This window comes from Alistipes sp. i18-0019-D1, assembly GCF_042852885.1.
Taxonomy (GTDB): Bacteria; Bacteroidota; Bacteroidia; order Bacteroidales; family Rikenellaceae; genus Alistipes.
Map to the genome: position 1 here is coordinate 3,320,624 of NZ_AP031424.1, position 26,270 is coordinate 3,346,893.

Genomic DNA, 26,270 nt, shown 5'->3' on the forward strand with positions numbered 1-26,270 from the left:
CATCAGCCGCAGACTGCGGAAAAGTACAATCTCAAAGAGCCTATTTCTGAAACTTCATCGTGAACCTGCGCACCGGACGCAGCACCCACATCGGCAGTATCTTGCAGAGGGGAATCCACACGCGGTTCCACCAGTCGGGGACGATACACCGGCGTCCCCGCCACAGGGCACGCAGTCCGCGACGGGCGCACGAGTCGGCCGTGATAAGCACCCCGAGGCGTGTGCCGATGCGCTGCCAGCGGGGAGTCAGTCCGTAGAGGTCGGTCGCCACGCCCGCCGGGCAGACCGCCGTGACGCGGATGCCGTGCTCCCGGACCTCCTTCGCGAAGGCCACCGAGAACGACCGCAGGTAGGCCTTCGACGCGCTGTACAGGGCCAGTCCCGGAAAGGGCATCCACAGCGAGTAGGAGGACATGTTGAGGATATGACCCCGGCAGCCGCGGCGCACCATGTCGGCCGCCGCCATCCGGCACAGCTGGGTGTTCGTCAGGTCGTGCAGCAGGATGATGCGCTCGATGCGCTCGGCGGGGGTGTGCAGGATGTCGCGGAACGAGAATATCCCGGCGTTGTTCACCAGTACGTCGATGGCGGCGCCTTCGCGCCGCACGGCCTCCCACAGCTCCGCGGCGGCTTCGGTGCGCGCCAGGTCGATCTCCACGATCCGCACGTCGGGCCGGAATCCGGCGGCGGATGTCGCTTTCGGGGCGTCGCCGTCCGGACCCGCTCCCGCGGCGGCGAGTATCTCGCCGCATACCGTCTCCAGCGGTTCGCGGCGGTTGCCCGCCAGCACCAGGTTGTAACCCAGCGCCGCCAGCCGCAGGGCATAGCAGCGCCCGATGCCCGATCCCGCGCCCGTGACCAGCGCCCAGGCGCTCCCCGGGGCGACGGCTCCCCGCCGGCCGGCGCTGCGGCCGCTGCCGGAAACGGCGGCGGGCGAGGCGCTGCGCTCCCCGCGCGTCGTGATTGCTTCGCTTTTCATCACGGCAGGCGTTTGAGTTCCTCGATGATCCGGCGCGGCAGGTCGTCGCAATGCTTGCAGCACTTCATGTCCACGGAGTACATCCGCGCGATGCAGTAGTTGCGGTGGTCGCAGGCGCTGCGCGTCGCCGCGTCGCCCTCGCGGAGCCTTGCGACGAACGCCGGGTCGTTGACGAGCGCCCGGGCCATCTGAACCAGCTCGAATCCCGAGTCCAGCGCCCGGTCGATGCCCTCGCGGCTGACGAGTCCCCCGACGTAGATCAGCGGACCTTTCAGCGCGGCCCGGAATTTCTTGGCGTCTTCGAGGAAATAGCACTCCTCGAAGGGGAACTGTTTGATCATGAAGGGTCCGCACCAGCGGATGAAGTAGCGCAGCCACAGCGGCGAGTAGTAGCTCATGGTGTAGATCGGGATCAGCCCCCGCATGACGGCCATCGGGGCTTTCGAGACGAACCCGCCCGAGAGGACGATGCCGTCCACGCCGAACGATTCGATGACCCGTGCGATCTCGATGCTCTCGGGGATTTCGATGCCCCCTTTGAAGCCGTCGTACATGTTGTGCTTCACGGTGATCGCCATGCCGCACGCCCGGGCCGCCTCCACGGCCTCGCCCAGACACATGCGCATGAAGCGCATGCGGTTTTCGAGCGAACCGCCGTATTCGTCGTGCCGGTGGTTGGTGTAGGGCGAGAGGAACTGCGAAATGAGGTAGCCGTGCCCGGCGTGCACCTCCACCGAGTCGAACCCGGCGTCGCGGGCCGTGCGCACGGCCTTGCCGAAGTCGCGGGCCACCTGTTCGATCTCGCGTTTTTTCATGCCCCGCACGGGCGTGTAGGCGTAGAGGTTGAATCCCGTCGAGGCGCCGATGGGCATCTGTCCGGCGGTGGTCCAGTGGGTCATGTTGCCGCAGTGGCCGATCTGGATGGCTGCGGCGGCCCCTTCGCGGTGCACGGCGTCGGTGATTCCGCGCAGTCCCGGGACGATCTCGGGGCGCAGCCACAGCTGCTTGTTGAACGACAGTCCGCTGCGGCACACGGCGGCGTATGCCAGCGTGGTCATGCCCACGCCGCCGCGGGCCACAGCGACGTGGTAATCCTTGAGCTGCTCGGTGGGACCGAAGTCCTTGCCCATGGATTCGAAGGCCGCCGAACGTATCGTGCGGTTGCGCAGCGTGACGGGGCCTAATTTATAAGGGGTGAAAAGGGAAGACATTTTATATTAAAAGTTGGAAGTTAAACAGTTGGGGCGCAGAGTTGGGTGAAAAACGTTGTGACAGACCGTCCGCAACCTAAATCCGCTTTTTAAGGCGGTTAATATATGAAGGGTATGATGCGTTTGCGTCGGAGGCGCGAAAATTCCTCGCCGAACTCCTGTTCGTAACGGCGGCGCAGCGACGCGGCGCGGGGTGCGAGGTTGGCGAAGGTCCACCATGCGAAGACCGCTCCGGCCCACGACCACGAGGCCACGGCGAACCCCACCCATTCCATCAGCTCGCCGAAGTAGTTGGCCGACGATACGTAGCGGAACATGCCCCCGCGGGGGATGTAGTGGCGCGTGTCGCCCGGTCGGCGGAGGTGGCGGATGATGTGGTCCGAATGGAGGTTTACGGCCATTCCGGCCGCGAACAGCGCCCCGCCGATATAGATATAGGGCTGTGCGAACCATCCGGCGTAGTAGTCCGGGGGCGAGACGTAGAAGATCCATCCTCCCTGCATCAGGGCGTTGAGCGTGTTGAAGACCATGCCCATCACGACGATGCCGAGGGGCATGCGGCCCTTGCCGCGGATCAGCAGCGGGAAGATGAAGGCCCGCTGGAGGTAGTGGGCCTGGAACAGGCAGAACAGCGCCAGCGGTCCGGCCTGCCACATCCGCCCGGACGAGGCCCACAGCACGCACATGAGGATGAAAACCGGGGATTCCATCACCATCCATCCCATGCGGTTGGGCACGGGAGGTCCGTAGCGGCGGTCGAAGAGGTAGCCGTAGCCCGCTTCGAAGAAGTGCAGCGCGGCGTAGACCACGGCGGCCAGGAGAGCCATGACGATCAGGAAAATGTCGAAATTTTCTTTCATAGACGGTTAGGGATAAAACGCACGAAAGATACGCATTTTTTCCGGTCCCGGCAAGTCCTTTGCGCCCTATGTTTTGTCCGTTGCGTCGTGCCGTTGCGGGGCCGGTTTTGGCGCGGCCCGGGCGTGCGTGCCGGATAAAAAAGCCTCGCATTTGCACCGGGCGTTTTTTTTAGTTATATTTGCACTGCAATCCGCCGATAGCGGGTTGGCTTGACCGACCGGGAAAATCTGGTAAATTTTAATGGCATCGGTTGGGCACATATTCCTGCTGTTTGCGGCCCCGCGCCGGAATGGCATGGGATGTGATCCTACGTCACAACGGCGCGGGCTATATGTGCTTACTTTGCCATGGCTTACCAGAGCCTTCCCGGAGTAAGTAACAGTAGTCCGCGTTCGTGTTTTCGGGCCGGACGCTTAAAACCATTGTGTTATGAAGCAAACGAACGATGCCGGTCCGCGCGGCGAGTACCATTTCCACGACGCCGAGCGCATGCGGTTCGTAGTCGGTGCGTCGGGACTCAATCTCGAACTTTTTGCCCGGTGGCTCGGGCTGCGCGGCAGCGTGCGGATCCGCAGGGTGCTGTTGGGCCAGGCGCGCCTGGCCCCCGATCTGGCCCGGCTGATCCACGCGCGTTTTCCGCAGATCGACCTGGAGTGGCTGAAGACGGGTGAGGTCGGCGGTTCCCCGGCTCCGGAGTCTGCCGGCGGACGAAGTGCCGCCGGCAAAGGCCCGGAAGAGACTCCTGCCGCAAATAAAAAGACGGCCCCGCTTCGGGGGTGAAGCGTGAGCCGTCCGGCATTCTGCCGCCCGGAGGGGGCGCGTGTCGCGGGGAAGGTCCCTGAATATTCGGTCAGCCGTTACCGGCCGCGAGAAAGCGCCCTTCAGGGGCGGCTTGAGAAGCCGCTTCCGGATGCGGCGGCCGAAATTGCGGTCCGGGGTCCGATCCGTGCCCGCGACCCGTTCAAACTCCGCTCCGAAGTCCCGCCGGGGCGGGAGCTTCGGGACGGGGCGGGTCTGCACCCACGGCCGAAGGCCGTGGCGGCACCTCCCGGAAACGTTCCGGCCGTCGGAGGTCCGGTGACCTCCGGCCGCATCAATGTGTATATACCTTGCCTTTCTGATGCACCTTGTTCTCGTACTTGATGCGCGAGGGAGTGGGGTACTGGAGTTTCTCGAACTCGGCCACGGCGTTGCGGATGTCTCCCAAAAGCATGTCGGCCATGTCGCGCGACATACCCTGGCGAACCACGATGCGCATGACGATCATCTCGTCGATGTTCTTGGGCATGGTGTATGCCGGGACCATCCAGCCGCTCTGCTGCAAGGCGGCCTGCAGGTCGAACAGCGTCCATTTGGCCTTCTTGTCGTACTCGGGGTTCATCATCCAGATGAACAGCGGGTTGACGACCTCTTTGGCGTAGTTCCGGAAACACGGCATCTTGCCGATCTGCTCGTGGCAGTACTTGGCAATGTCCATCGAGTTCTGCTGAACCTCCTTGTACCCCTCGAATCCCAGCCGGATGAAGTTGTAGTACTGGCCGAGAATCTGCGCCGCGGGACGCGAGAAGTTCAGGCCCACCTGCGTGATGTTTGCGCCGAGGTAGTTGACCGAGAACGACATTTCGTCGGGCAGGTACTTCTTGTCTTTCCATACGACCCATCCCAGTCCGGGGTATACCAGTCCGTACTTGTGGCCCGACGTGGAGATCGACAGCACCCATTTGAGGCGGAAGTCCCATTTCTTCTCGGGGTGCAGGAACGGCAGGATGAAACCGCCGGAAGCCGCGTCGACATGGATCGGGATCTCGTAGCCCGTCTTGGCGTTGTAGGCGTCGAGCGCCTTGTCGAGGCCTTCGATGTCGTCGTCGAGACCGGTCCACGTCACGCCGGCGATGGGCACGATGCAGATGGTGTTCTCGTCGCAGACCTTCAGCGCCTCGTCGATGTCGAGCGTCGGCTTGTCCAGCGTCAGGGGCACGGTGCGCATCTCGATCTGCCACAGCTGGCAGAACTTCTCCCACACGACCTGAAATCCGGTGCTCATCACCAGGTTGGGTTTGTCGAAGGGTTTGCCTGCGGCCTTGCGGCGTGCCCGCCAGCGCAGCCACGCGGCCACTCCGCCCAGCATGCACGCCTCGGACGATCCGATGCCCAGCGCACCGGTTTTCCACTCGGCCTTTTCGGGCGAGTTCCACATGTTGGCCACTATATTGAGGCAACGGCCGCACATCACCGCGACGCGCGGATACTCCGTCTCGTCGATATAATTGATGTTGATGGCCTCGTTCATCAGACGCGTGGCGTAGTCGTCCATATAGGTGGTCACGAACGTCGCCAGGTTCAGCCGCGGCTGGGTCTGGGGATAGGTCTCGTCCTTGACCAGCTGATAGGCGATTTCGGGTGCGGTCTTGTTCTTGGGGATGAATTCCGTGGGAGCCGGCGAGCGCATCTCTTTCGAGCCGAAAATGTCGGTCAGCGTGTCTTCGGTGGTGTGTTTCTGTTGATCCATAACGTAAAAATATTTATTTGGTTTACATCGGACCGATCTTGCATGAACTATGCCATAAATTTGCTACCTTTACGGGGCGAAACTACATCATATTATGAAAAAACTTGTTGTCTTTACCGGCGCCGGCGTCAGCGCCGACAGCGGTTTGGCGACCTTCCGTGACTCCGATGGGACGTGGGGAAATTACCGGATCGAGGAGGTCTGCATTCCCGAAGCGCTCGATTTCAACCGTCGGGGGGTCATTCGTTTTTACAACGAGCGCCGTGCCGAGATGCTCAAGGCCGAGCCGAACGCCGCCCATCGGGCGATTGCCGGTCTGGAACGCGATTTCGATGTCCGGGTCATCACCCAGAATGTCGACAACCTGCACGAAAGGGCGGGTTCGACGCATATTCTCCACCTGCACGGGGAGCTTACCAAACTTCGTTCGACGGACGATCCGTCGCTCGTCCTGCCGTTCGACGGCGTCGAGCAGGGTCTCGACGACCGTGCTCCCGACGGTTCGCTGCTGCGTCCGCACATCGTCTTCTTCGGCGAGCCGGTTCCCGAGTTCGACCGTGCGGCGGAACTTGCCGCCGGGGCCGACATCCTGGTGGTGGTCGGAACGTCGCTGGCGGTCTATCCTGCGGCGTCGCTGGTGCGCTGCGTGCGTCCCGACATCCCGGTCTATGTGGTCGACCCGGGCCGCCCGGCGATCCGCGGTGTCCGCAATCCGCTGGAGGTGATCCGCAAACGCGCCGCCGAGGGCGTTCCCGAGCTGGCCGACCGCCTGCGTGCGGCCTTTGCGGAAGAGTTGTCCGAACCTCTCCCGGCCGGGAAAGCGTAGCCCGCCTTTCCCGGCGGTTTCCCGGTTTTTGGCTCCCGGTTTTCTCGCCGTTCCCGGTTTCCCGTTTCCCGGTCTTCGGTTCTCCGTTCCCGGCTTTTCTCGGTCGCACTCCGCCTCCGGCCGTTTCCGCTTTTTATTCTCGGTGCTGCCGCCTCCGGATTTCTCTAATCCGCAGAACTATACGCCTCCTTTGACTTTGCATGAAAATCCCCGCCTTCTCATCGAGAGGGCGGGGCTGTTTCGGCGGTCTTCGGGTGTGCCCGGGACCGTTCCGGCGGCGTCATTCCAGCGTCCGGGTATCCTTGAAATAGATCTCCAGCAACTCCTTGGCGGCGATGAACGACGAGATTTTGTCCTCCAGCACACGCTTCTCGTACTCTCCGATGCGCGCCTCCACGGCCGGGTCGCGGTAGAAACTCCCGCGCAGCGCCTCGTTGATCGACTCGTACATCCAGTATTTGTTCTGCCGGTTGCGGTTGTGCTGGAAATAGCCGTTTTTCTGAATGTGGTCGAGGTACTCCTCCACACCTTTCCAGACCTCCTCCAACCCCGTCCGGGTCACCGCCGACGAGGTGTAGACCTTGGGCCGCCACCCCGATTCGGGCACGGGGAAAAGCCTCAAGGCTCCCTGAAACTGGGTCTGCGCCAGTTCGGCCTTGTGTATGTTCTCTCCGTCGGCCTTGGTGATGACCATCAGGTCGGCCATCTCCATGATACCGCGCTTGATGCCTTGCAGTTCGTCTCCCGCGCCGGAAATCTGCAGCAGCATGAAAAGGTCCACCATCGAGTGCACGGCGGTTTCCGACTGCCCGACGCCCACCGTTTCGATGAAGATGACGTCGAATCCTGCGGCTTCGCACAGCACGATCGTCTCGCGTGTCTTCCGGGCCACTCCGCCGAGCGACCCCGCCGAAGGCGAGGGCCTCACGAAGACCGAAGGGTTGTTGCAGATGCTCTCCATGCGGGTTTTGTCGCCGAGAATCGAGCCGCCGCTGCGCTCCGACGAGGGGTCTATGGCCAGCACCGCCAGCTTGTGGCGCAGCCCCGCGACCATGTTGCCGATGGCCTCGATGAAGGTCGATTTGCCGGCTCCCGGGACGCCCGTGATGCCGATGCGGACCGATTTCCCGGCATGCGGGAGGCACGCCTCGATGATCTCCTGCGCCTGCGCATAGTGGTCGGGGTTCGCCGATTCGACGAGCGTGATGGCCTGCGAGAGGGTGGTGATGTTGCCTGCGAGAATGCCCTCGACATACTCCCCGGTGGAGAGCGCGCGCTTCTTGCGGCGCTTGAAGTAAGGGCTTACTATCGGTTGTTCTTCAACGCCTTGCGTAACGTTGAGGGCTGTGTCGTGGTGCGTGTCTGCGTACTCTTTTTCGTAATGGTCTATCTTGGTGAATGACATGGTGTGTCAGCGTGTTGATTGTTCGATCAGTTTTTCGTTGATTTGCAGGGAATTGCCCATCCATAGAACGCGGTTTTTGGCGTCGGTCAGCACGCCGAACGGCAGGTAGCTGACACCGAACGCCGTGAAACCCTTTTCGGCGTTGAGGCCGGCGGAAATACGTTCCGAGAGGTAGGGGCGCAACTGCGGGGCGATCTTCGCCGCGTCTTCCTTCGTTACGACGATCACGCGGAGTTTGGTCCCTAATTTGCCCGTGAGCTCTTTCAGGCGTTCGAGCGAGGTCTTGCACGCGGGGTTCGTCGAATGGAAGAACTCGATGTAGGTCATCGGGGCCGGTGCGGGCTGGCGGTCGTCGAGCCACGCCTGAATCTTGAGTTCGGGGGCGCGTTCGCCGAGGGCGATGTTTTGGGCCGTGGCTCCCGCGGATGCGAAACCCGCGGCCAACAGCCATATAAGCAGCACTTTCTTCATAAGAGAGCCTTGTTTTATTCGATAAAGATAACAATTATTTGCCATATAGACCAATTTTTTAAGACCAAGTTATGAAAATAGGACTCGACACAGCTCCCGCCACACCCCGCGGGACCTATTCCCAGCACCTTGCCAACGTACTGGCGCATTACGCTCCGGAGCATGAGTATGTCGTTGACGGAAAAGATTATAGACATGTTGACCTTTACCATGGCTTTAAGTCGTCGCTGCCGCTGTCCGTGCATTTGCGGCGCGTGCCTTCGGTGATGACGGTTCCGAATCTCAATTTCCTGCGCTACCCGCATCTCTATACGTTCGCCGAACGGCTTTTCGCCCTGAAGCTCTACCGCCGTGCGTTGCGGCGGGCCAGCCGGGTCATCACGGTCAGCGCTCCGGCCCGCGAAGAGCTGTCGGAACGCCTGCGCATCGACCCTTCGAAGATCGAGGTCGTGATGCCGCTGGCGGTTCCGGTTCCGCGTGCAGATCCATCTCAAGCGGAACTTGAATACGTGCGTCGCAAGTATGTTCTTCCAGAGCGTTTTATATTGATGCTCGGAACCGTCGAGCCGCGCCACAACCACCAGGCGGTTCTCACCGCCCTGGTCGACGCCGCGTTCCCGGCCGGGGTAGTCGTCTGCGGCCGCCGCACGGCCTGGTCCGATTATCTGCTGGACTATGCCCGTGCCCGGCACGTCGCCGCGCGGGTGGATTTCATTTACGAACTGACCCCTGCGGACCTTCCGGCCCTGTTCCGTCTGGCACGGGTCTTCGCCTACCTGCCCGACGCCGATGCCGAGGCGTCGATCGTCCCCGTGGTCGAGGCCCTGCGTGCGGGGCTGCCGATGGTCTTGAGCGACACGCAGGTCAACCGCGAAGCGGCCGGGAATGCCGCCGCCTACGTGCGTCCGGAGGCGCAGGGCGAGGTCCGCGCGGCGCTCGAAAATGCGTTGGAGGACGAACCGTGGCGCCGCACGATGCAGGAGCGCGAACGCCGCCGTGCGGAGCTTTTCTCCGAATACGCCGTGGCGGAACGGCTTGTGCAGATTTACACGTCGCTGTAACTCCCGGCTTTCGAACCGCAAGTCGCCGGAGGCTCCGCCGGGGCGAATCGCCTTTCCGGACATTTCCTGCGAATTTCGAACCCGAAGTTATTGCCAAAAAAAGTTCCCCGAATTTTGGCGGTTCTGAAAGATTCGTCTATCTTTGTGTTCGCAAAATAACAACGAACGAAACAACATACGAATATCCACTAACTTAAATTTAAATTTTGCTATGAAAGTTTCTCATATCGAGCATCTTGGCGTTGCCGTGAAGAGTCTCGACGAGGCGATTCCCTATTGGGAGAACGTATTGGGCCTGAAGTGCTATGCCATCGAGGAGGTCGCCGACCAGAAGGTCCGCACGGCGTTCTTCATGCTGGGGCAGACCAAGATCGAATTGCTGGAGCCTACTTCGGAGGATTCGACGATCGCAAAGTACATCGAGAACCGCGGCGTCGGCATTCACCACATGGCGCTGGCCTGCGAGAACATCGAGGAGCAGCTCGCCGACGCGGAGGCCAAGGGCATCCGTCTGATCGACAAGACTCCCCGCAAGGGCGCCGAGGGCATGACCATCGCATTCCTGCACCCGAAATCGACCCAGGGCATCCTGACGGAGCTTTGCGAAAACAAAAACAAATAGGATTATGAGCCAGATACAGGAAAAGATCAACAAACTGATCGAGAACCGCGAAACCGCGCGTCTCGGCGGCGGCCAGAAGGCGATCGACAAACAGCACGAGAAGGGCAAGTACACGGCCCGCGAACGTATTCAGATGCTCCTCGACGAAGGTTCGTTCGAGGAGTTCGATATGTTTGTGACCCACCGCTGCTACGATTTCGGCATGGACCGCAAGCACACCTTCGGCGACGGCGTAGTGACGGGTTACGGCACGATCGACGGACGTCTGGTCTACGTTTTCGCACAGGATTTCACCGTGACGGCCGGTTCGCTGTCGCTGTCGATGTCCGACAAGATCTGCAAGGTGATGGACATGGCCATGCGCAACGGTGCGCCCTGCATCGGCATGAACGACTCGGGCGGCGCCCGTATCCAGGAGGGCGTCAACGCCCTGGCCGGTTACGCCAACATTTTCCAGCGCAACGTGATGTCGTCGGGCGTCATTCCGCAGATTTCGGCCATCTTCGGCCCCTGCGCAGGCGGTGCGGTCTACTCGCCCGCGCTGACCGACTTCATCATCATGAAGAAGGAGACCTCGAACATGTTCCTCACCGGCCCGAAGGTCGTGAAGACCGTCACGGGCGAGGATGTGACGCAGGAGCAGCTGGGCGGCGCCCTGATGCATACCACCAAGTCGGGCGTGGCGCAGTTCGCCGTCGACACCGAGGAGGAGGGTATCGAGCTGATCAAGAAACTGATCTCCTACATGCCGCAGAACAACATGGAGGACGCCCCGCTGGCCGTCTGCACCGATAAGATCACCCGTCTGGAGGATTCGCTCAACGACATCATCCCCGACAGCGCCAACAAACCCTACGACATGACCGAGGTCATCAGGGCCATCGTCGACAACGGCGAGTTTCTCGAATCGGCCGCAGGCTATGCCAAGAACATCATCACCTGCTTCGCCCGTTTCAACGGACAGTCGGTGGGCATCATCGCCAACCAGCCCAAGTTCATGGCCGGCGTGCTGGACATCAACGCCAGCCGGAAGGCCGCACGCTTCGTGCGTTTCTGCGACGCGTTCAACATTCCGATCGTGACGCTGGTGGACGTTCCGGGCTTCCTGCCGGGTACGACCCAGGAGTACGGCGGCGTGATCACCCACGGTGCCAAACTGCTGTTCGCCTACTGCGAGGCCACCGTGCCGAAGATCACCGTGACGTTGCGCAAGGCTTACGGAGGCGCCTACATCGTCATGTCGTCGAAGCACATCCGCGGCGACATCAACTACGCATGGCCGACGGCCGAGATCGCCGTGATGGGCGCCAGCGGCGCCGTCGAGGTGCTCTACGGCAAGGAGCTGAAGGAGCTGGCCGACAAACCCGAGGAGAAGGCGAAGTTCATCGCCGAGAAGGAGCAGGAGTACAACGACAAGTTCTCCAATCCCTACAACGCCGCCCGCTACGGCTATATCGACGACGTGATCGAGCCGCGCAACACGCGTTTCCGCGTGATCCGCGCCTTGCAGTCGCTGGCTACGAAGCGTTTGCAGAACCCCGCGAAGAAACATTCGAACATTCCTCTCTAACAGACTGAAAAGATGACAATACTGACAGTTATGAACTGGGGATGGTCCGAGATACTCTGGGTGTCGCTGATCGGGTTCAGCCTGGTGTTTATCCTGCTGGTGGCGCTGATCTTCATTATGAAGGCCTTCGGGGCCTGCTTCCGGGTCCGCCCGGCGAGCGGCAAGAAGGTCGACGCCCAGCCGATGATCAGCGAGGAGGAGATCGCAGCCATCGCCACGGCGCTCAAGATCTACAGGGGTGCCCTGCACGACCGCGAGTCCGAGGTGCTGACCATTCTCAACATCAAGCGGGCCTACTCGCCCTGGAATTCGAAAATTCACGGTTTAACCCAGCTTCCCGACCGGAGATAGGACCCTGCGTCGGAACAAGACAACCCAAAAAAGAAAATGAAAGATTACTCTTTGAAAATCAACGGACATAACTACAACGTCCAGATCGACGACGTGAACGAGGCCTCGACCGTAGCGCACGTCGTGGTCAACGGCGTGGATTACGAAGTCGAGATCGAGGGCGCGAAAGCCTCGTCGGTCTCCAAACCCCAGGTCGCCCCGGCTCCCAAGTCGGCCAACAGCGCCATGATAACCCCCTCGACGGCCACTCCTTCGCCGCGCATCGCTCCCGCGCCCTCGACGTCGGGTTACAGCGTGAAATGTCCGCTGCCGGGCACCGTGCTGAGCGTGAAGGTGGCCGTGGGCGATACCATCGCGGCCGGACAGACGCTCGTCGTGCTCGAAGCCATGAAGATGGAGAACAACATCGACGCCGACCGCGCCGGTGTGGTGAAGCAGGTCCTCGTGCAGCAGGGCGCTACGGTCATGGAAGGCGACGTTTTAATCGTAATCGGATAGGCTTATGTGGAGTGCATTGACTTCCAGCTCCAATTTCGTGCTGGAGAGTCTGAAAACCTTTGTCGAGTCGACCGGCGTAGCCGGCCTCTTCGCCAACATGGGGTGGGGCAGCCTGATCATGATCTGTGTGGCCTTCTTCCTGCTGTACCTGGCCATCAAGCATAAGTTCGAACCGCTGCTGCTGCTGACCATCGCGTTCGGCATGCTGCTGACGAATCTTCCCGGAGCCAACCTGTTCCATACGGAGCTTTTTGCCGGGGGACACGTCCACTGGGATATTTTCGTCGCCCAGGCGGGACTTCTCGATTACCTCTATCTGGGCGTGAAGCTCGGCATCTATCCCTGCCTTATCTTCGTGGGCGTGGGGGCCATGACCGACTTCGGTCCGCTGATCGCCAATCCCAAGAGCTTCCTGCTGGGAGCCGCGGCGCAGATCGGTATTTTCCTGACGTTCATCGGCGCCTATGCGCTCGGGTTCTCACCCGCCGAGGCCGGCTCGATCGGCATTATCGGCGGTGCGGACGGTCCTACGTCGATCTACCTCACCGCGATCCTGGCGCCCGAACTGCTCGGCCCGATCGCCGTGGCCGCCTACTCCTACATGGCCCTCGTGCCGGTGATTCAGCCGCCTATCATGCGTATGCTGACCTCGGAGAAGGAGCGTAAGATCAAGATGCGCCAGCTGCGTCCGGTGTCGAAGACCGAGAAGATTCTCTTCCCGCTGATCATCACCGTGATCATCGCGCTGCTGCTGCCGTCGGCCGCTCCGCTCGTAGGCTGCCTCATGCTGGGCAACCTGATGAAGGAGTGCGGCGTGGTGGACCGTCTGTCGAAGACGGTGCAGAACGAACTGATGAACATTGTCGTCATCTTCCTGGGCCTTACGGTGGGCGCTACGGCTACGGCCGAGGCGTTCCTCAATCCGCGGACGCTGTTCATCCTCGTGCTGGGCGTGATCGCCTTTGCGATGGGAACCGCCGGCGGCGTGCTGCTTGCCAAGGTGATGAACGTCTTCTCGAAGGGCGACAACAAGATCAACCCGCTGATCGGTTCGGCAGGCGTTTCGGCCGTCCCGATGGCCGCCCGCGTGTCGCAGACCGAGGGCCAGAAGGCCGATCCTTCGAACTTCCTGCTGATGCACGCCATGGGTCCCAACGTGGCCGGCGTGGTCGGTTCGGCGGTTGCTGCGGGTATTCTGCTTTCGTTCCTCGGATAGGGAATCGCGTTCCGGGCCGCAGTGCCCGATGCCTGATAAAAGAGGGTCCGGTTGCCGGACCCTCTTTTTTGCGCCAGTGCCGTTGTAAATCCCGCATTTTTCGTTATATTTACGAAACCGAATCTTCAATACCCCGAATGCCATGAAACGTTTGACAGCATGGGTCGTGTGCCTTATGTTGCTGCACGCCGCCGCGCTTGCGGAGGAACCGGTGAAAAACGGTAGCAAGCAAGAGACCCCCGACAGGAGTGCCGATGTTGCAGTCAGCCTTTGGCCCGAGGAGATGGGTCCCTCTTTTCAGGGCGGTCGTCCGGAATGCTTCAAACTCTGGGTGATCCGCAGCCTGCGGTTTCCGGCGGATCGCTACGATGTCGGGGATGAGGCGAAGGTCGGGGTGGCGTTCACGATCGACAGGAACGGCCGACTGACGGGCCTGAAGGTCACGGAGTGTGAGGAGCGGCATTTCGTCGACCGGCTCAGCAGGGAGATCGCCTTGTCGCCGATGTGGTCGCCCGGACGGAAGAAGGGGAAACCCGTGAAAACGGAGCTGGAGATGCGGTTCGTCTTCCGGCTGGTTGCTCCTCCTGCGGGCCAGGAGGAGCTGGGGCTTTGCGCCGAGGATTGCGACACCTATACGACGGCTGATAGACGGCCCTCGTTTTGCGGAGGCGGCCCGGACGAGTTTCGGGGGTGGGTGCAGCGCCAGGTCGATAGCCTGATGGGGCCGGGTGCGCTCACGGAGCCGCGGAAACTGATCCTGCGGTTTGTCGTCGAAAAGGACGGGCGGATGACTCCTGCCCCCGAACCGAAATACCGGGACGAGGATGCTTTGGAAAAGGCGGTGCGAGGGGTGCTTACGGCGGCTCCGGCGTGGACTCCGGCGACGATTGCCGGGGAGCGGGTTCGTTTCGGTGCCTCGATTCCGGTCGCTTTCGGTCCCGGGGCTGCCGGGGCGGAATATAACGATAGGGACGCTTACCAGGTCGTTGAGATCATGCCGAAGTTCTTCGGCGGGGGCCTGGATAAATTCCGGAGTTGGGTGATGGCTGAAGTGAAATATCCGTTGGACATGCTGAAGCTGGGCGTACAGGGGCGTGTGGTGGCGGCATTCGTCGTCGACAAGGAGGGGCGGATTACGATGGCGGAGATACTCAAATCGCCGCATCCGCAATTTTCGGAAGAGGTCATGCACGCGCTTGAACGTGCGCCCCGGTGGACGCCGGGCAGTCAGGACGGTGAGGTCGTCCGGGTGGAGTTCACGCTGCCGGTCGATTTCAAGATTCGGCCGGGACTGCGGTTCTCGACCGGCGCCCCCGGCCGGAGCCGAGGTTCCTCCCGCTCGTATTGATGCCGTTCCCGGCCTGCTCCCGCGGTGCTTTCGGTGCGATTCCGGGGCGGTTCCGATCCGGTTCCGGACACCTGTTTATAAATGGTCGAATTTACATTGTGAATGATGAACAGTTCCTATCCGATTCGTTTCGTGCTGGTCGCAGGGATGCTTTGCGCTCTCCTGCCCGGGCGCGCTTCGTCCTTCCGGGACGGGGCGGAGAAGAACCTTGCGGCCGGTTCTCCGGCTACGGGAATCGCGGCCATTCCGGCTGCGCAGGCCCCGGCAATTCCGGTTGCCGGCTCATCGGCCGTCGCGGCTGCGGATTCACGGGTCGCCCCGGTTTCAGATTCTGCGGCCGGTTCGCTGCCCGATTCCCTTTCGGATGCGTCTTACCTGACTGCCGATCCGATGCCCGTCTTCGGGGACGGGGGCATCGAAGAATTCCGCCGCTGGGTGCAGGAGCGGCTGGTCTATCCCGACGAGGCGCTCGGACGCGGTATCCAGGGCCGTGTGGTGGTCAGCTTCGTTGTCGAACGCGACGGCACGGTGGGCGGGGTCCGGACGCTGGCGTCGCCCGACTCCCTCTTGTCCGAAGCCGTCATCCGCGTGGTGCGCCGCTCGCCCGCCTGGACGCCGGGGATGCTGGAGGGTAAGCCCGTGCGGGTCTGGCACTCCATCCCGGTCGATTTCACGGTCCGGGCCGACACGACGGGGCAGGCGGCTCGGGAGGAGGTGATGCCGGAGTTCCGGGGCGGCGGTCTGACCGAGTTCAAACGCTGGGTGCTCCGTCACCTCGAACTGGAGGACGACGTCTTCTTCCCCGGGGACAACGGGTGGGTCGAAACGGAGTTCTGCATCAATAAGAAAGGACGGGTCCGGAAGATCGACACTCCGCGTTTCAGCGACCCGGATTTCGCCGACCGGATTCGCCGGGCAATCGCCTCGGCTCCCGACTGGACGCCCGCCGAAAAGCCGTATGACGTCTATCTCCGGATGCGTTTCGACCTGCTGCTGCAACGCACTTCGGAGGGGCTTCGTACCGAAGACTGTACGGCTTACACGGTGGCCGACAAACTGCCGCTGTTCCGCGGCCGGAGTTTCGACGCCTTCCGCGATTGGGCGTTCGGACGGGTGGACAGCCTGTTGGGACCGTCGGTTCCGGCGCCCCCGGCGGTGGTCATGGTGCGCTTCGTCGTCGAGCGCGACGGCACGGTGACCGACATGGACGTGGGTGCTCCCGGGAAATACGGGGCGTTCGCCAAACTGGTGCGGCGGGCCATCGACGATATCCCGCTGTGGTCCCCGGCCGAGCTGGCCGGCGAGAAGGTCCGTTTTCGCGTTACGCAGCTGCTCGATTTCCGCGAGGCGGAAGCGCCCGGGAAGCGGGATTCGACCGCGATGCTCGATGCCGACCCGGAGTTCTGCGGCGGCGGCCTGCTGGATTTCCGCCGCTGGGTGGAGCAGACGGCCGAATTTCCGCCCGAAACGCTCGGACAAAGCCTTCATGGGCTGGTCGCGGTCGCTTTTGTCGTGGAGACCGACGGTTCGGTGTCGTCGGCCGAGGTGCTTCAGTCACCCGATTCGACACTCTCCCGGGAGGTTGTCCGCGTGGTCCGGCAGTCGCCCCGGTGGACCCCCGGCCGGAAAAACGGCCGGCCCGTTGCCGTGAGGTTCGTGCTCCCGGTCGATTACCGGCGGGCCTATCCGCTGCCTCCGGCCGCCAAGGGCGTCCGATAGCGCCGCGCTCCGGCTTCAGAATACCGCAATTGTCCTGAATACGGGGCCGTTGCGGTTTTTTTACGCGGTTTTCGATTTTGATTTTCATTTGTTTTTGCAGATCAGAAACTTTTTCGTACCTTTGCGCACCCGCAATGTGCGGGGAACGGATTACAATAAGTTAAATTAAACGTAAAAACAGTGGATTCATTAAGCTACAAGACTATCTCGGCGAACGCTGCGACCGTCACCAAGGAATGGGTGGTGATCGACGCTACGAACGAGGTATTGGGACGTCTTGCATCGCAGATCGCGAAGATCCTCCGAGGCAAGAACAAGCCCAGCTACACACCCCACGTCGACTGCGGTGACTACGTCATCGTCATCAACGCGGAGAAGGTGAAGCTCACGGGCAACAAAATGACCGACAAGGTCTACACGCGTCACACCGGATACCCCGGCGGCCAGCGCTTCGCTACGCCTGCCGACTATCTGGCGAAGAAACCGACCTTCCTCATCGAGAAGGCCGTCAAAGGCATGCTGCCCAAGACCCGCCTGGGCGACAAGCTGCTCATGAACCTGAAGGTCTATGCCGGCGCAGAGCATCCCCACGCCGCACAGAACCCGAAGACTATTAAATTAAACGAGATTAAGTAAGAGTTATGGAAGTTGTAAACACCGTAGGTCGTCGTAAGGCCGCTGTGGCTCGCGTATACGTGAAGCCGGGCAAGGGTCAGATTACAATCAACCGCAAAGCGCTTGAAGTTTACTTCCCGCTCGAAATTCTCCAGTATCAGGTGAAGCAGCCCCTGCTGGCTACCAACACGGCGGAGAATTACGACATCGTCATCAACCTCGATGGCGGTGGTATCACGGGACAGGCTTCGGCCGCTCGTCTGGGCATCGCACGCGCACTGTGCGAAATCGACGCAGAGATGCGTCCGGTACTGAAGAAGGCCGGATTCCTCACGCGCGATTCCCGCGAGGTTGAGCGTAAGAAGCCCGGTCAGCCCGGTGCACGCCGCAAGTTCCAGTTCAGCAAGCGTTAATACGCACGACCGGAATTTCGGCAACGCACGGCGTCGGTTCCAAACCCAGCGGACTACCTATTATATTATATATTCGCGTATTACCGCCCGGTTGCCGCGCCGCGGAAAACTCCCCGGGACCGGCCAGGCCGCTACCCGGAGGGTTGAAGAAAAGAGAATTAAAATTAATCAACGAATCGAATTAAAATGTCACGTACAGATTTTAATACATTACTGGAAGCCGGTGCGCACTTCGGTCACCTGAAGCGCAAATGGAACCCCAAAATGGCTCCTTACATCTTCATGGAGAAGAACGGCATCCACATCATCGACCTGCACAAAACCGTCCTGAAGATCGATGAGGCTGCTGCGGCCATCAAGCAGATCGCCAAGAGCGGTCGCCGCGTGCTGTTCGTAGCGACCAAGAAACAGGCCAAGGACATTGTTGCCGAAAAGGTGGCAGCCGTCGGTATGCCTTACGTCACCGAGCGTTGGGCAGGCGGTATGCTGACAAACTTCCCCACCATACGTAAAGCCGTCAAGAAAATGTCCACCATCGACAAGATGGCGACCGACGGCACGTTCGATAATTTCTCCAAGCGCGAAAAACTCCAGATCTCCCGCCAGCGTGCGAAACTGGAGAAGAACCTCGGCTCGATCGCCGACCTGACGCGTCTTCCGGCGGCTCTGTTCGTCGTGGACGTGCAGAAGGAGTCCAACGCCGTGAAGGAGGCCAAGCGCCTCAGCATCCCCGTATTTGCAATGGTAGACACTTGTTGTGATCCGACCGACATTGATTACGTTATCCCTGCAAATGACGATGCCACCAAGTCGATCGCCGTGGTTCTCGAAGCCATGTGCGCCGCTATCGCCGAGGGCACCGAGGAGCGCAAGCTCGAAAAGGAGAAGGAGGCACAGGAGGCTGACGCCGAAGGTGCAACCGTTAAGAAAGAGGGCAAGCCCCGCATCAAGAAGGCCGTGAAGGCTGCGATCGATGCCGAGGAGGCTGCCGTGGCAGAGGTTGTAGCCGCTGTCGAGACTCCCTACGAGGAGCCTGCTGCCGCTCCCGCAGAAGCAGCCGAAGCCGTTGCCGAGGCCGCCGAGGAAAAGGCAGAATAATTGTATTTACGAACCTTATAGAGAAAGGACAAGATTATGGAAATCAAAGCTGCTGATGTAATGAAGCTCCGCAAAATGACCGGTGCCGGTATGATGGACTGCAAGAAGGCCCTTATCGAAGCCGAAGGTGATTTTGCACGCGCTCAGGACATTATCCGCGAGAAGGGCAAGCTCATCGTCGCCAAGCGCGCCGACCGCACCGCTACCGAGGGTGTCGTCGTTACGAAGATCGTAGGCCAGAAGGCTTACATCCTCTGCCTGGCGTGCGAGACCGACTTCGTGGCCCAGAACTCCGAGTATGCGGCTTCGGCCGAGGCCATGCTGGAGGTCGCCGTGAAGAACGACGCTGCCGACCGCGATGCGCTGATGGCTTCGAAGAACGACGAAGGCCGCACCGTCGAGGAGATGGTGACCGAGAAATCGGGTCAGACGGGCGAGAAGATCGAGCTGGCTTACTACGGCCGCATCGAGGCTCCCTACTGCGCCGCTTACGTGCACTTCAACAAGAAGCTGGGTACGATCCTGGGCTTCAACAAGGAGATTCCCGCCGAGGTCGCCCACACCGTCACGATGCAGGCTACGGCTATGGCTCCCGTTTCGATCTCGGAGGCAGACTGCCCCGCAGAGGTCGTGGAGCACGAGCGCAAGATCGCCGTGGAGGCCATGAAGCAGGATCCCAAGAACGCCAACAAGCCCGAAGCCATTCTGGAGAAGATCGCCGAAGGCAAGATGCGCAAGTTCTTCGAGGAGAACACGCTGCTGGCACAGCCGGTGGTAGGCGAGAAGGAATCGATCGCCGACTACATCCACAAGGCGGACAAGGACGCTACGGTTGTCGCATACAAGCGGTTCGCGCTGGGCGAATAGTTTTCGATTTTAAGCGGGTATTTCCGCACATCCCTCGAAATCCCCGAATGGGACGTACTCCGGTACTGCCCGTCCGGGGATTTTTTTCGCGATGCACGAAACATGGTCGCTTAAAATCAGAAACACAAGGAGTTCGGCACATCCATCCGGAGTTTCCCGGGACTCCGAAAACGTCACGACGGAAAAGCAGGGCTTTCAAAGCCCTGCTTTTTTCATTTCCAGCCCGAATGCCAGAGCACGCGCAGCACCTGCCGCCGCAGCCAGGGCGGGATCGCGAGCCAGAGGCGCGACCGGAGCCGCCAGCCGGGGGAGTCGCAGCCGACGGTGCGGCCCGAGGCGCGGATAACCCGTATGACAACGCCGATGACGTCGCGCGTCGTGCACTGTTCCGTGATGCGGTAGTTTCCGTCGCCCGCGAGCGTGAGGCGCTCGCCGTCGCGGCGGACGATGCGGTGGAGGATGTGGCGGCCGCAGCAGCGGAACAGCACCACGTCGCCCGGTTGCAGGCGCGCGGGGTCGGTGCAGGGCGCCAGCACGACCCGGTCGCGTTCGCTGCGCAGCAGGGGCCGCATGCTGTGGCCCTTCATGCGGATCTGAACCTCGCGGCCTTCGGCGAGCATCGCCTCGACCTCGGCGAAAAAGAGCTGGTTGGGGAGCAGGATCATAGCGCCTTACCGTTGAAAACCGTGTCGCAGGCGAGCTGAGCCGCCGCCGCGTCGGGCAGGCACTCCAGGTGGTAGACGGGAACCTGGGCGATCACCCGCGAGAGCAGGTTGCAGGTGTCGTCCGAAAGCCGCTCGTCGCGGGCGAAGGCCGGGGGTGCGGAGGGGAGCAAGGCCCCGATGGATTCGATCGGCCGCAGGCGGCGGATGCGGTTGTGCGGGGCCTGCGAGAGCCGTACGACGGCGGCTATCGGGCAACGTTCGTTGCGGTAGCAGGGCGTCTTGCCGCTCCACGGCGAACCGTGGACGAAGGCCTCGCTGTCCGTGGCCCGGATGATCGGGCTGTCGTCGTTGAGCAGTTCCGCGCCCGGGATATGCTCGCGCCACAGCCGCGTGTGGGTGCTTTTGCCCGTTCCCGATTCGCCGAGGAACAGCACTCCCCGGCCGCGGTAGCGGATCACCGAGGAGTGGAAGGCCACGGCCCCGCGGGGCAGCGCCGCGATGTTGAAAAGGATCCAGACCCCGAACCGGAACAGCGCGGGGTTGTGCCCGGGGGTGATGTCGCTCCGTGCTTCTGTGGCGCCGTAGGCCATGCGGTAGCGGGCCGGGGCGCTGCCGTCGCGGGGCGTCATTTCGAGCAGATAGCCCGCCGCGTCGGCGCCGAAACGGCAGTCGGCATCGGCGTCGGTGAACTCGAAACTGTTGAGTTCGCGGTAGCCGGTTTCGTTCGGAATCCGGGGGACGATCTCCAGCGCGAGGTCCGCAGGGCCGTGCTCCGTCGTTTGGAACGGGTGCAAGGCCCGGGTGAAATGCTCTCCCGTGCAGGCGTCGGGCAGGGAGACGCGGATATTGGCAATCGTGTAATTCATAAGGCGTTCGTTAGCGTTCATTTTTTCGCACAGGGGGTGCAAAGATATACTCTATCGTACGGACCGGGTGAATAGTACGCCATCTCCCTCTCCGAGTGAGGGTCGGGGTGAGGGCAGATTTGTAAATGATGCCGCAGGCATCGGAAACAGCGCTCGGCAGCGGTTGGCAGATGGGAATATGCGATGGCCTCCGATTCTTCATCTTATCCTTCCAGTGTTATGATTCGGTCACAGTATTCGAGCGAGGTTTCGCGGTGGGCGATCACCAGCAGCGTAAGACCCGGGTTTCGCGCGGCGATCGAGGCGATCGAACGGTTGATCTCCCCTTCGGTGCGGCTGTCGAGCGCCGAGGTCGCCTCGTCGAAGAAAAGCACGTCGGCACGTCGGTAGAGGGCGCGTGCGATGCCGATGCGCTGCCGCTGTCCGCCTGAGAGGCGGCTGCCGCATTCGCCGACGGGGGTGTCGATCCCCCGGGGCAGCGAGGCGACGAATTCACCCAGCTGGGCCGCTTCGAGGGCTTCGGCGACCCGCCGGCGGTCGATTTCGGCGGCCGGGACACCCGGCGCGACGTTGGCCGCAAGCGTTCCGTCGGTGAGGAACAGGTGTTGCGAGACATAGCCGATGCGGTTCTGCCATGCCCGGCGGTTTGCGGCGGTGAGGGGTGTGCCGTCGACGGCGATTTCTCCCGATGTGGGTTCGTAAAGGCCCAGCAGGAGGTTGAAAAGGGTGGTCTTGCCTGCGCCCGACGCTCCGCGGATGCCGATGCGTTCGCCCCTGCGGATGGTGAACGTGAGGCCGCGGAAAAGGTCCCGGCTCTCTTCGGTGAAGCGGAACGAGAGGCTGCGGACCGAGATTTCGCGCTCGAAGGGCAGCGTTTCGCGCGTCGGAACCCCGGGGTGCGCGGAGTCCGGCTCGTGGAGGGCCGCTTCGCGCAGGATGGGAATGGTGTAGCGGTTGTAGCGGATCGTGGCCCAGCCCGACATGATGCCGCGCACGGAGGGCATCAGCCGCAGGGCCGCCACGGCGAAGACGCCGAACAGCAGCTGCGACTGCCCGCCGCCGAAACTCACGGCCGCCAGCAGGGCCATGCCCGCGGCAAGCCCGATCTCGGTGAACAGCTGGGGCAGCTGGCCGATGTCGGCCTCGCGCGAGCGGGTGCGCACCACTTCGTCCATCGTGCGGTCGAAGGCGCGGAGCATCCCCGGGAAGGCGCCGCTCAATTCGATGTCGGCGTATCCCCGGAAGGTCTCGGCCACGAGGCGCGACTTCTCGCGCTGGGCGCGGTTCTCCAGTTCGCCGTAACGGTTGATGCGGTTGCGGACCAGCGCGTAGTAGAGCCACACCGCGGGGAGGAAGATCGCGACGGAGAGCAGCGCCGCGAGGGGCGTGTAGAGGGCCAGCGAAGCGAACAGCAGGACGAAGAGCATCGCTTCGGCGATCATCGCGGCGGCGGGGCGCAGGACCCCGGCGGCGAATGCCAGGCAGACGACGTTGACGTTGCGCGCCAGCACCGAGGAGTTCGAATTGTTGATGAAGGCCAGCCCCCGGTCGTGGTAGGCGATGTAGAGGCGGCGCGAGAGGGTGCGGTAGAGGTCGTAGATGTAGCGGCGTTCGGCGCGTGCGAGCAGGAAGTTGACGCCGCATTTGAGGGCGATGAACGCCAAGACGGCCCCGCAGACCGCGAGTGCGAACGTGCGCGGCGAGGCGACGCCCGACCAGGCGTAGACCCTGGCCAGCGGCCCGCCGCCCTCGAATCCCGCGGGATCGAGCACCAGCGTCAGCACCGGCAGCAGGGCCGCCAGTCCCGCCAGGTTCAGCACGGCGCGCAGCACGAGGGTCGCGGCGATGCGGAGGCCCCGGCGGCGGAATGCGGCGGGAAGGCTTCGGAGGATGCTTCTCATGGCTCTACTTTTTCAATCGTTCCCAGTTTCACGTACCACAGATAGCCCTCGGCCGGGGCATAACCCATTTCGCCCAGCAGGCGGAGGTATTCGCGCATCTGCCGGCGGTAGCGTTCGGCGTCGCGCAGGCCGAATTTGTAGTCGACGACGACGGCCCGCCGCCCGTCGATCATCACGCGGTCGGGACGCCGTGTCGACCCTCTGCCGGGGATGATGATTTCGTTCTCGTTGCGCACGCGCTCCCAGCCTCCGCCGAACCATTCGCGCACCTCGGGGTGTTCCAAGGCCCGGGCGATCATCTGCCGCAGGGTCGCGGCCTCGGCTTCGGACAGCGTGCCGTCGGCCTGCATGCCGCGCACAGCCTCGTGGATCTCGGCCTCGTCGTCGGCCTGCTCGAAGGCCTTGTGCATCAGGATGCCGAGGTTCCGGGGCGAGAGTTCGACCTCGCCGCCGTCCTCGAAATAGCGCTGCGAGGGGAGCCGCAGCCGCAGGTCGGCCTGCGCCGTGGGATACTCCTCCAGGATGACGTGCTCGGCCTCGGAGCGCTTCGAACCGCCCGCGACGGGACCCGCGAACTCCCCGAAGGCGAAGTGTTCGCCCGTCTCGTCGGCGGTGCGGCGTCCTTCGAAGTCGCCCAGCAGGGCCTTGTCGCCGTCGGTTGCGATGCTCTGGAGCAGCAGTCCCCCGACCGTGCGGCCGCCCTTCTGCGGGATGAAGACGTGCAGCGACTCGGCGGCGCGCGTGAGGGCCACGTACAGCAGGTTCACGTTGTCGACGTGGGCGTAGACCAGTTCGCGGTAGTACTCCGGCGAGAAGCCCGATTCGGCCATCGTCTTCTTGTACCTCACCGGGAAGCGGCCGATCTCCTCGGCTCCGCCGCCGCGGGCCTCGGCCCAGACGATGTTCTGCACCGTGCCGCTCGACTTGGGGTCCAACGGCCACGAGCAGTAGGGGATGAGCACGGCCCGCTTTTCAAGTCCCTTGGCCTTGTGGATGGTGGTGATCTCGACCGTCGTGGCGCTCTCGTCGACCGACAGCGAGCGGTTCTTGCCCGTCTCCTCCCACCAGCGGAGGAACAGCGCGATGTCGGCGATCTTCGTCGCGCAGAACGAGATGATCTGCTCGTGGATGGCCTGCAGGTAGGCCGTCTGCCGGCGGTCGCCCTGAAGGGCGTGGCGCATGACGATCCGTTCGAACGCCTCCTCGGGCGACAGAAGCCGCACCGAGCGGAAGAAGTCGCATTCCGGGGCGTCGAGCGGCCGGTCGAACGGATGGCCGAGGTAGTGGTTGTAGACGGCCCGCGAGAGCGAGTCGTCGGGGTTGAGCGCCAGCCGCAGGGCTGCGGCGATGAACGAGCTGACGGGGGCGTTGCCCACGATCAGGGCCTCCTGGGTCATCACGTCGAAACGGTAGCGCGGCTCCTCGTTGCGGCGTTTGAAGTCGAGCAGTTCGGCGGCGACCTTCGCGCCGTCGGTGGCCCCGCGCACGAGGATCATGATGTCGCACGGCCGGAACCCCTTGTCGATCAGCGCGCAGATGCGCTCCACGACGGGCGGCCGCTCGGCGAAGGTCTCGACCGAGACGTAGCCCGGGTGTTCGGCCTTGCGGCGCGGGAGCTGGGCGTGTCCGCGGTAGGCGTCGGCGAGGGTGTCGCGCAGCGCGGCGGCCTCCGCCGGATCGACGGAACCCACCTCGGAGGCCTTTGCGAGGGTTTCATTCAGCGCGCGGTTGTCCGCGGCGACGATCCGTTCGATGATGCGGTTGTTGAAGGCCACCACCGCGGGGAGGCTCCGCCAGTTCTCGCGCAGCACCTCGACTTCGGTGTCGCCCGCGCCCAGCGCCTGCTGGGCTTTGCCGTGGAGGATCTTCCAGTCGCCGCCCCGCCAGCGGTAGATCGACTGCTTGATGTCGCCCACGATCAGCACCGAGGTCTCCGCGGACTGCGCCATGGCGTTTTGCAGCAGGGGCAGGAAGTTTTCCCACTCCTTCAGGGAGGTGTCCTGGAATTCGTCGATCATGAAGCGTTCGAAACGGTTGCCCACTTTCTCGTAGATGAACGGCGCGTCGTTGTGGCCGATGAACTCCGAGAGGACGTATTTGGTTTCCGAGAGGAGCATCGTGTTCTGCTCGTCGCACAGCTGCTGCACCCGTTTGTAGAGGTCCGACAGCAGGGCGAAACTGCGGTAGTTTTCGCGCAGCAGGTCGCAGGTGTTCCAGCTCTTGCGGTTGGCGTCGTAGATGTCGCACATCTCGCGCAGCAGGGGCTGCAGCTCGGGGGCTAGCGCCTGCGCGGGTGACCCCTTGGCGCCCCAGCCCTCGGTCGCGGCGGCCATTTTGGCCACCGTCGCGCCGTAGGGTTTCAGCTCGCCCGCGGCCACCGAGAAGAACCAGTTGGCGAAACTGCGGCTCTTGCCCGAGAAGTCGGCGGCCGTAAGCCCGGCCCGGGAGATAATTCCGACGGCCTTTGCGGCGGTTTCCTGCAACAGCTTTTTCGTCGCCTCGGCCTGCGCCGTGGCGCGCGATACGATCCGGCCCAGCTCCTCGCGCGGGCGCGGCACCGACAGCGCGTCCTTGTTCTTCTCCTTGAACAGTTCGCCGCCCAGCGAAAGGATGCCGTCGCGGACGTCCCATTTGCGGCCCTCGTCGATGCGTTCCTGCACGAACTCCGTGAGCCAGCGTTGCAGGTCGCGGTCGACGGTGATCTGCTCGATGAGCATGTCGGCGCCCTTCGACAGCACCGACGCCGTCTCGATCTCGACGTTGTAATTGAGGTCGATGCCCAGCTCCTTGATGAAGGCCCGCAGGATACGCTGGAAGAAGGTGTCGATCGTCAGCACCGTGAAACGCGAGTAGTCGTGCAGGATTTTCGAACGCACCTCGGCGGCGCGTTTGCGCACCGAACGCTCGTCGAGCGACAGCTCGCGGCAGAGGTTTGCCAGATAGGGGCTTGCGGCGCCGGAGGCCAGGCAGTGAATCTCCTTCAGAATGCGCGATTTCATCTCCTCGGTGGCCTTGTTCGTGAAGGTCACGGCAAGGATATGGCGGTAGAGACCGGGCTGGCCGATCACGTCGCGGACGTATTTGTAGGCCAGCTGGTAGGTCTTTCCCGACCCGGCGCTCGCATTCAGAATCTTCGCTCTCACTGTCCGAAATTTCGTTTTAACGGGTAAAAATACAAAACAAATCCCGAACTTCGCA

Annotated in this window: 24 protein-coding genes; 14 read left to right on the forward strand and 10 right to left on the reverse strand. The window is 62.4% G+C overall.

Annotated elements, in window-relative coordinates; all coding sequences use genetic code 11:
- Positions 1 to 40: 40 nt before the first annotated feature.
- The 3 genes from ACGHP5_RS13860 to ACGHP5_RS13870 form a co-directional block, all read right to left on the reverse strand.
- Positions 41 to 979 carry an SDR family NAD(P)-dependent oxidoreductase gene (locus tag ACGHP5_RS13860; protein ID WP_390567292.1) on the reverse strand — a complete coding sequence of 313 codons (939 nt, stop codon included), beginning with the start codon at positions 977 to 979 and terminating at the stop codon, positions 41 to 43.
- Positions 979 to 2,190 carry an NADH:flavin oxidoreductase gene (locus tag ACGHP5_RS13865; protein WP_390567294.1) on the reverse strand — a complete coding sequence of 404 codons (1,212 nt, stop codon included), beginning with the start codon at positions 2,188 to 2,190 and terminating at the stop codon, positions 979 to 981. Before ACGHP5_RS13865 ends, ACGHP5_RS13860 begins: the two co-directional genes overlap by 1 nt.
- Before the next feature lie 98 nt (positions 2,191 to 2,288).
- Positions 2,289 to 3,050 carry a DUF1295 domain-containing protein gene (locus ACGHP5_RS13870; protein WP_390567295.1) on the reverse strand — a complete coding sequence of 254 codons (762 nt, stop codon included), beginning with the start codon at positions 3,048 to 3,050 and terminating at the stop codon, positions 2,289 to 2,291.
- Positions 3,051 to 3,480: 430 nt separating this feature from the next.
- Here ACGHP5_RS13870 and ACGHP5_RS13875 point away from each other — a divergent pair, with 430 nt between their 5' ends.
- Positions 3,481 to 3,831, forward strand: coding sequence for a hypothetical protein (locus tag ACGHP5_RS13875; RefSeq protein ID WP_290533421.1), 351 nt, complete (start codon positions 3,481 to 3,483; stop codon positions 3,829 to 3,831).
- A 313-nt stretch (positions 3,832 to 4,144) separates the two neighbouring features.
- Here ACGHP5_RS13875 and ACGHP5_RS13880 read toward each other — a convergent pair whose 3' ends face one another.
- On the reverse strand, positions 4,145 to 5,560 hold the full coding sequence (locus ACGHP5_RS13880; protein ID WP_290533420.1) for a glutamate decarboxylase: 1,416 nt from the start codon (positions 5,558 to 5,560) through the stop codon (positions 4,145 to 4,147).
- A 94-nt stretch (positions 5,561 to 5,654) separates the two neighbouring features.
- Here ACGHP5_RS13880 and ACGHP5_RS13885 point away from each other — a divergent pair, with 94 nt between their 5' ends.
- The gene (locus ACGHP5_RS13885; protein WP_290533419.1) at positions 5,655 to 6,386 is read left to right on the forward strand and encodes a Sir2 family NAD-dependent protein deacetylase; all 732 of its coding nucleotides are present in this window, start codon (positions 5,655 to 5,657) and stop codon (positions 6,384 to 6,386) included.
- A gap of 280 nt (positions 6,387 to 6,666) precedes the next feature.
- Here ACGHP5_RS13885 and meaB read toward each other — a convergent pair whose 3' ends face one another.
- Both meaB and ACGHP5_RS13895 read right to left on the reverse strand, forming a co-directional pair.
- Positions 6,667 to 7,791, reverse strand: coding sequence for a methylmalonyl Co-A mutase-associated GTPase MeaB (meaB, locus tag ACGHP5_RS13890; RefSeq protein WP_290533417.1), 1,125 nt, complete (start codon positions 7,789 to 7,791; stop codon positions 6,667 to 6,669).
- Between the two features lie 6 nt (positions 7,792 to 7,797).
- Positions 7,798 to 8,262, reverse strand: a complete 465-nt coding sequence (locus ACGHP5_RS13895) for a hypothetical protein (protein ID WP_290533416.1) — start codon at positions 8,260 to 8,262, stop codon at positions 7,798 to 7,800.
- A 71-nt stretch (positions 8,263 to 8,333) separates the two neighbouring features.
- On the opposite strand from ACGHP5_RS13895, the gene ACGHP5_RS13900 reads away from it, so the two are divergent.
- The 12 genes from ACGHP5_RS13900 (at position 8,334) to tsf (ending at position 19,640) form a co-directional block, all read left to right on the forward strand.
- Complete coding sequence (locus tag ACGHP5_RS13900) at positions 8,334 to 9,323, forward strand: glycosyltransferase family 1 protein (protein WP_290533415.1); 990 nt, start codon at positions 8,334 to 8,336, stop codon at positions 9,321 to 9,323.
- A gap of 211 nt (positions 9,324 to 9,534) precedes the next feature.
- A complete protein-coding gene (mce, locus tag ACGHP5_RS13905) occupies positions 9,535 to 9,945 on the forward strand; it encodes a methylmalonyl-CoA epimerase (protein ID WP_022061034.1) in 411 nt (136 codons plus the stop codon).
- Between the two features lie 4 nt (positions 9,946 to 9,949).
- Positions 9,950 to 11,515, forward strand: coding sequence for an acyl-CoA carboxylase subunit beta (locus ACGHP5_RS13910; protein WP_290533414.1), 1,566 nt, complete (start codon positions 9,950 to 9,952; stop codon positions 11,513 to 11,515).
- 30 nt (positions 11,516 to 11,545) lie between these two features.
- Positions 11,546 to 11,866, forward strand: coding sequence for an OadG family protein (locus tag ACGHP5_RS13915; protein WP_337657899.1), 321 nt, complete (start codon positions 11,546 to 11,548; stop codon positions 11,864 to 11,866).
- 36 nt (positions 11,867 to 11,902) lie between these two features.
- A complete protein-coding gene (locus ACGHP5_RS13920; protein WP_290533412.1) occupies positions 11,903 to 12,364 on the forward strand; it encodes a biotin/lipoyl-containing protein in 462 nt (153 codons plus the stop codon).
- Positions 12,365 to 12,368: 4 nt separating this feature from the next.
- Complete coding sequence (locus ACGHP5_RS13925) at positions 12,369 to 13,580, forward strand: sodium ion-translocating decarboxylase subunit beta (protein ID WP_295904999.1); 1,212 nt, start codon at positions 12,369 to 12,371, stop codon at positions 13,578 to 13,580.
- A gap of 142 nt (positions 13,581 to 13,722) precedes the next feature.
- Entirely contained in the window at positions 13,723 to 14,928 is a 1,206-nt protein-coding gene (locus tag ACGHP5_RS13930) for an energy transducer TonB (RefSeq protein ID WP_390567301.1), read from the forward strand.
- A 102-nt stretch (positions 14,929 to 15,030) separates the two neighbouring features.
- Positions 15,031 to 16,647, forward strand: coding sequence for an energy transducer TonB (locus tag ACGHP5_RS13935; protein WP_337773307.1), 1,617 nt, complete (start codon positions 15,031 to 15,033; stop codon positions 16,645 to 16,647).
- Between the two features lie 180 nt (positions 16,648 to 16,827).
- Positions 16,828 to 17,283, forward strand: a complete 456-nt coding sequence (rplM, locus tag ACGHP5_RS13940; protein ID WP_290533408.1) for a 50S ribosomal protein L13 — start codon at positions 16,828 to 16,830, stop codon at positions 17,281 to 17,283.
- A gap of 5 nt (positions 17,284 to 17,288) precedes the next feature.
- Positions 17,289 to 17,675 (forward strand): 30S ribosomal protein S9, encoded by a 387-nt coding sequence (gene rpsI, locus ACGHP5_RS13945; RefSeq protein ID WP_022061029.1) that lies wholly within the window; start codon positions 17,289 to 17,291, stop codon positions 17,673 to 17,675.
- A gap of 186 nt (positions 17,676 to 17,861) precedes the next feature.
- A complete protein-coding gene (gene rpsB, locus ACGHP5_RS13950; RefSeq protein WP_390567304.1) occupies positions 17,862 to 18,773 on the forward strand; it encodes a 30S ribosomal protein S2 in 912 nt (303 codons plus the stop codon).
- 36 nt (positions 18,774 to 18,809) lie between these two features.
- Positions 18,810 to 19,640 carry a translation elongation factor Ts gene (gene tsf / locus ACGHP5_RS13955; RefSeq protein WP_290533406.1) on the forward strand — a complete coding sequence of 277 codons (831 nt, stop codon included), beginning with the start codon at positions 18,810 to 18,812 and terminating at the stop codon, positions 19,638 to 19,640.
- A gap of 212 nt (positions 19,641 to 19,852) precedes the next feature.
- Here the strand turns inward: tsf and ACGHP5_RS13960 are convergent, their stop codons facing one another.
- The 4 genes from ACGHP5_RS13960 to ACGHP5_RS13975 all read right to left on the reverse strand — a co-directional run bounded on the left by ACGHP5_RS13960 (position 19,853) and on the right by ACGHP5_RS13975 (position 26,215).
- Complete coding sequence (locus ACGHP5_RS13960) at positions 19,853 to 20,305, reverse strand: S24/S26 family peptidase (RefSeq protein WP_290533405.1); 453 nt, start codon at positions 20,303 to 20,305, stop codon at positions 19,853 to 19,855.
- Positions 20,302 to 21,171: a hypothetical protein gene (locus ACGHP5_RS13965; RefSeq protein ID WP_290533404.1), complete on the reverse strand. Its 870-nt coding sequence runs from the start codon at positions 21,169 to 21,171 to the stop codon at positions 20,302 to 20,304. The genes ACGHP5_RS13960 and ACGHP5_RS13965 overlap by 4 nt, the downstream gene beginning before the upstream one ends.
- Positions 21,172 to 21,374: 203 nt before the next feature.
- Positions 21,375 to 23,072, reverse strand: a complete 1,698-nt coding sequence (locus tag ACGHP5_RS13970; RefSeq protein WP_337755948.1) for an ABC transporter ATP-binding protein — start codon at positions 23,070 to 23,072, stop codon at positions 21,375 to 21,377.
- The gene (locus tag ACGHP5_RS13975; protein ID WP_390567306.1) at positions 23,069 to 26,215 is read right to left on the reverse strand and encodes a UvrD-helicase domain-containing protein; all 3,147 of its coding nucleotides are present in this window, start codon (positions 26,213 to 26,215) and stop codon (positions 23,069 to 23,071) included. Before ACGHP5_RS13975 ends, ACGHP5_RS13970 begins: the two co-directional genes overlap by 4 nt.
- Positions 26,216 to 26,270 lie beyond the last annotated feature (55 nt).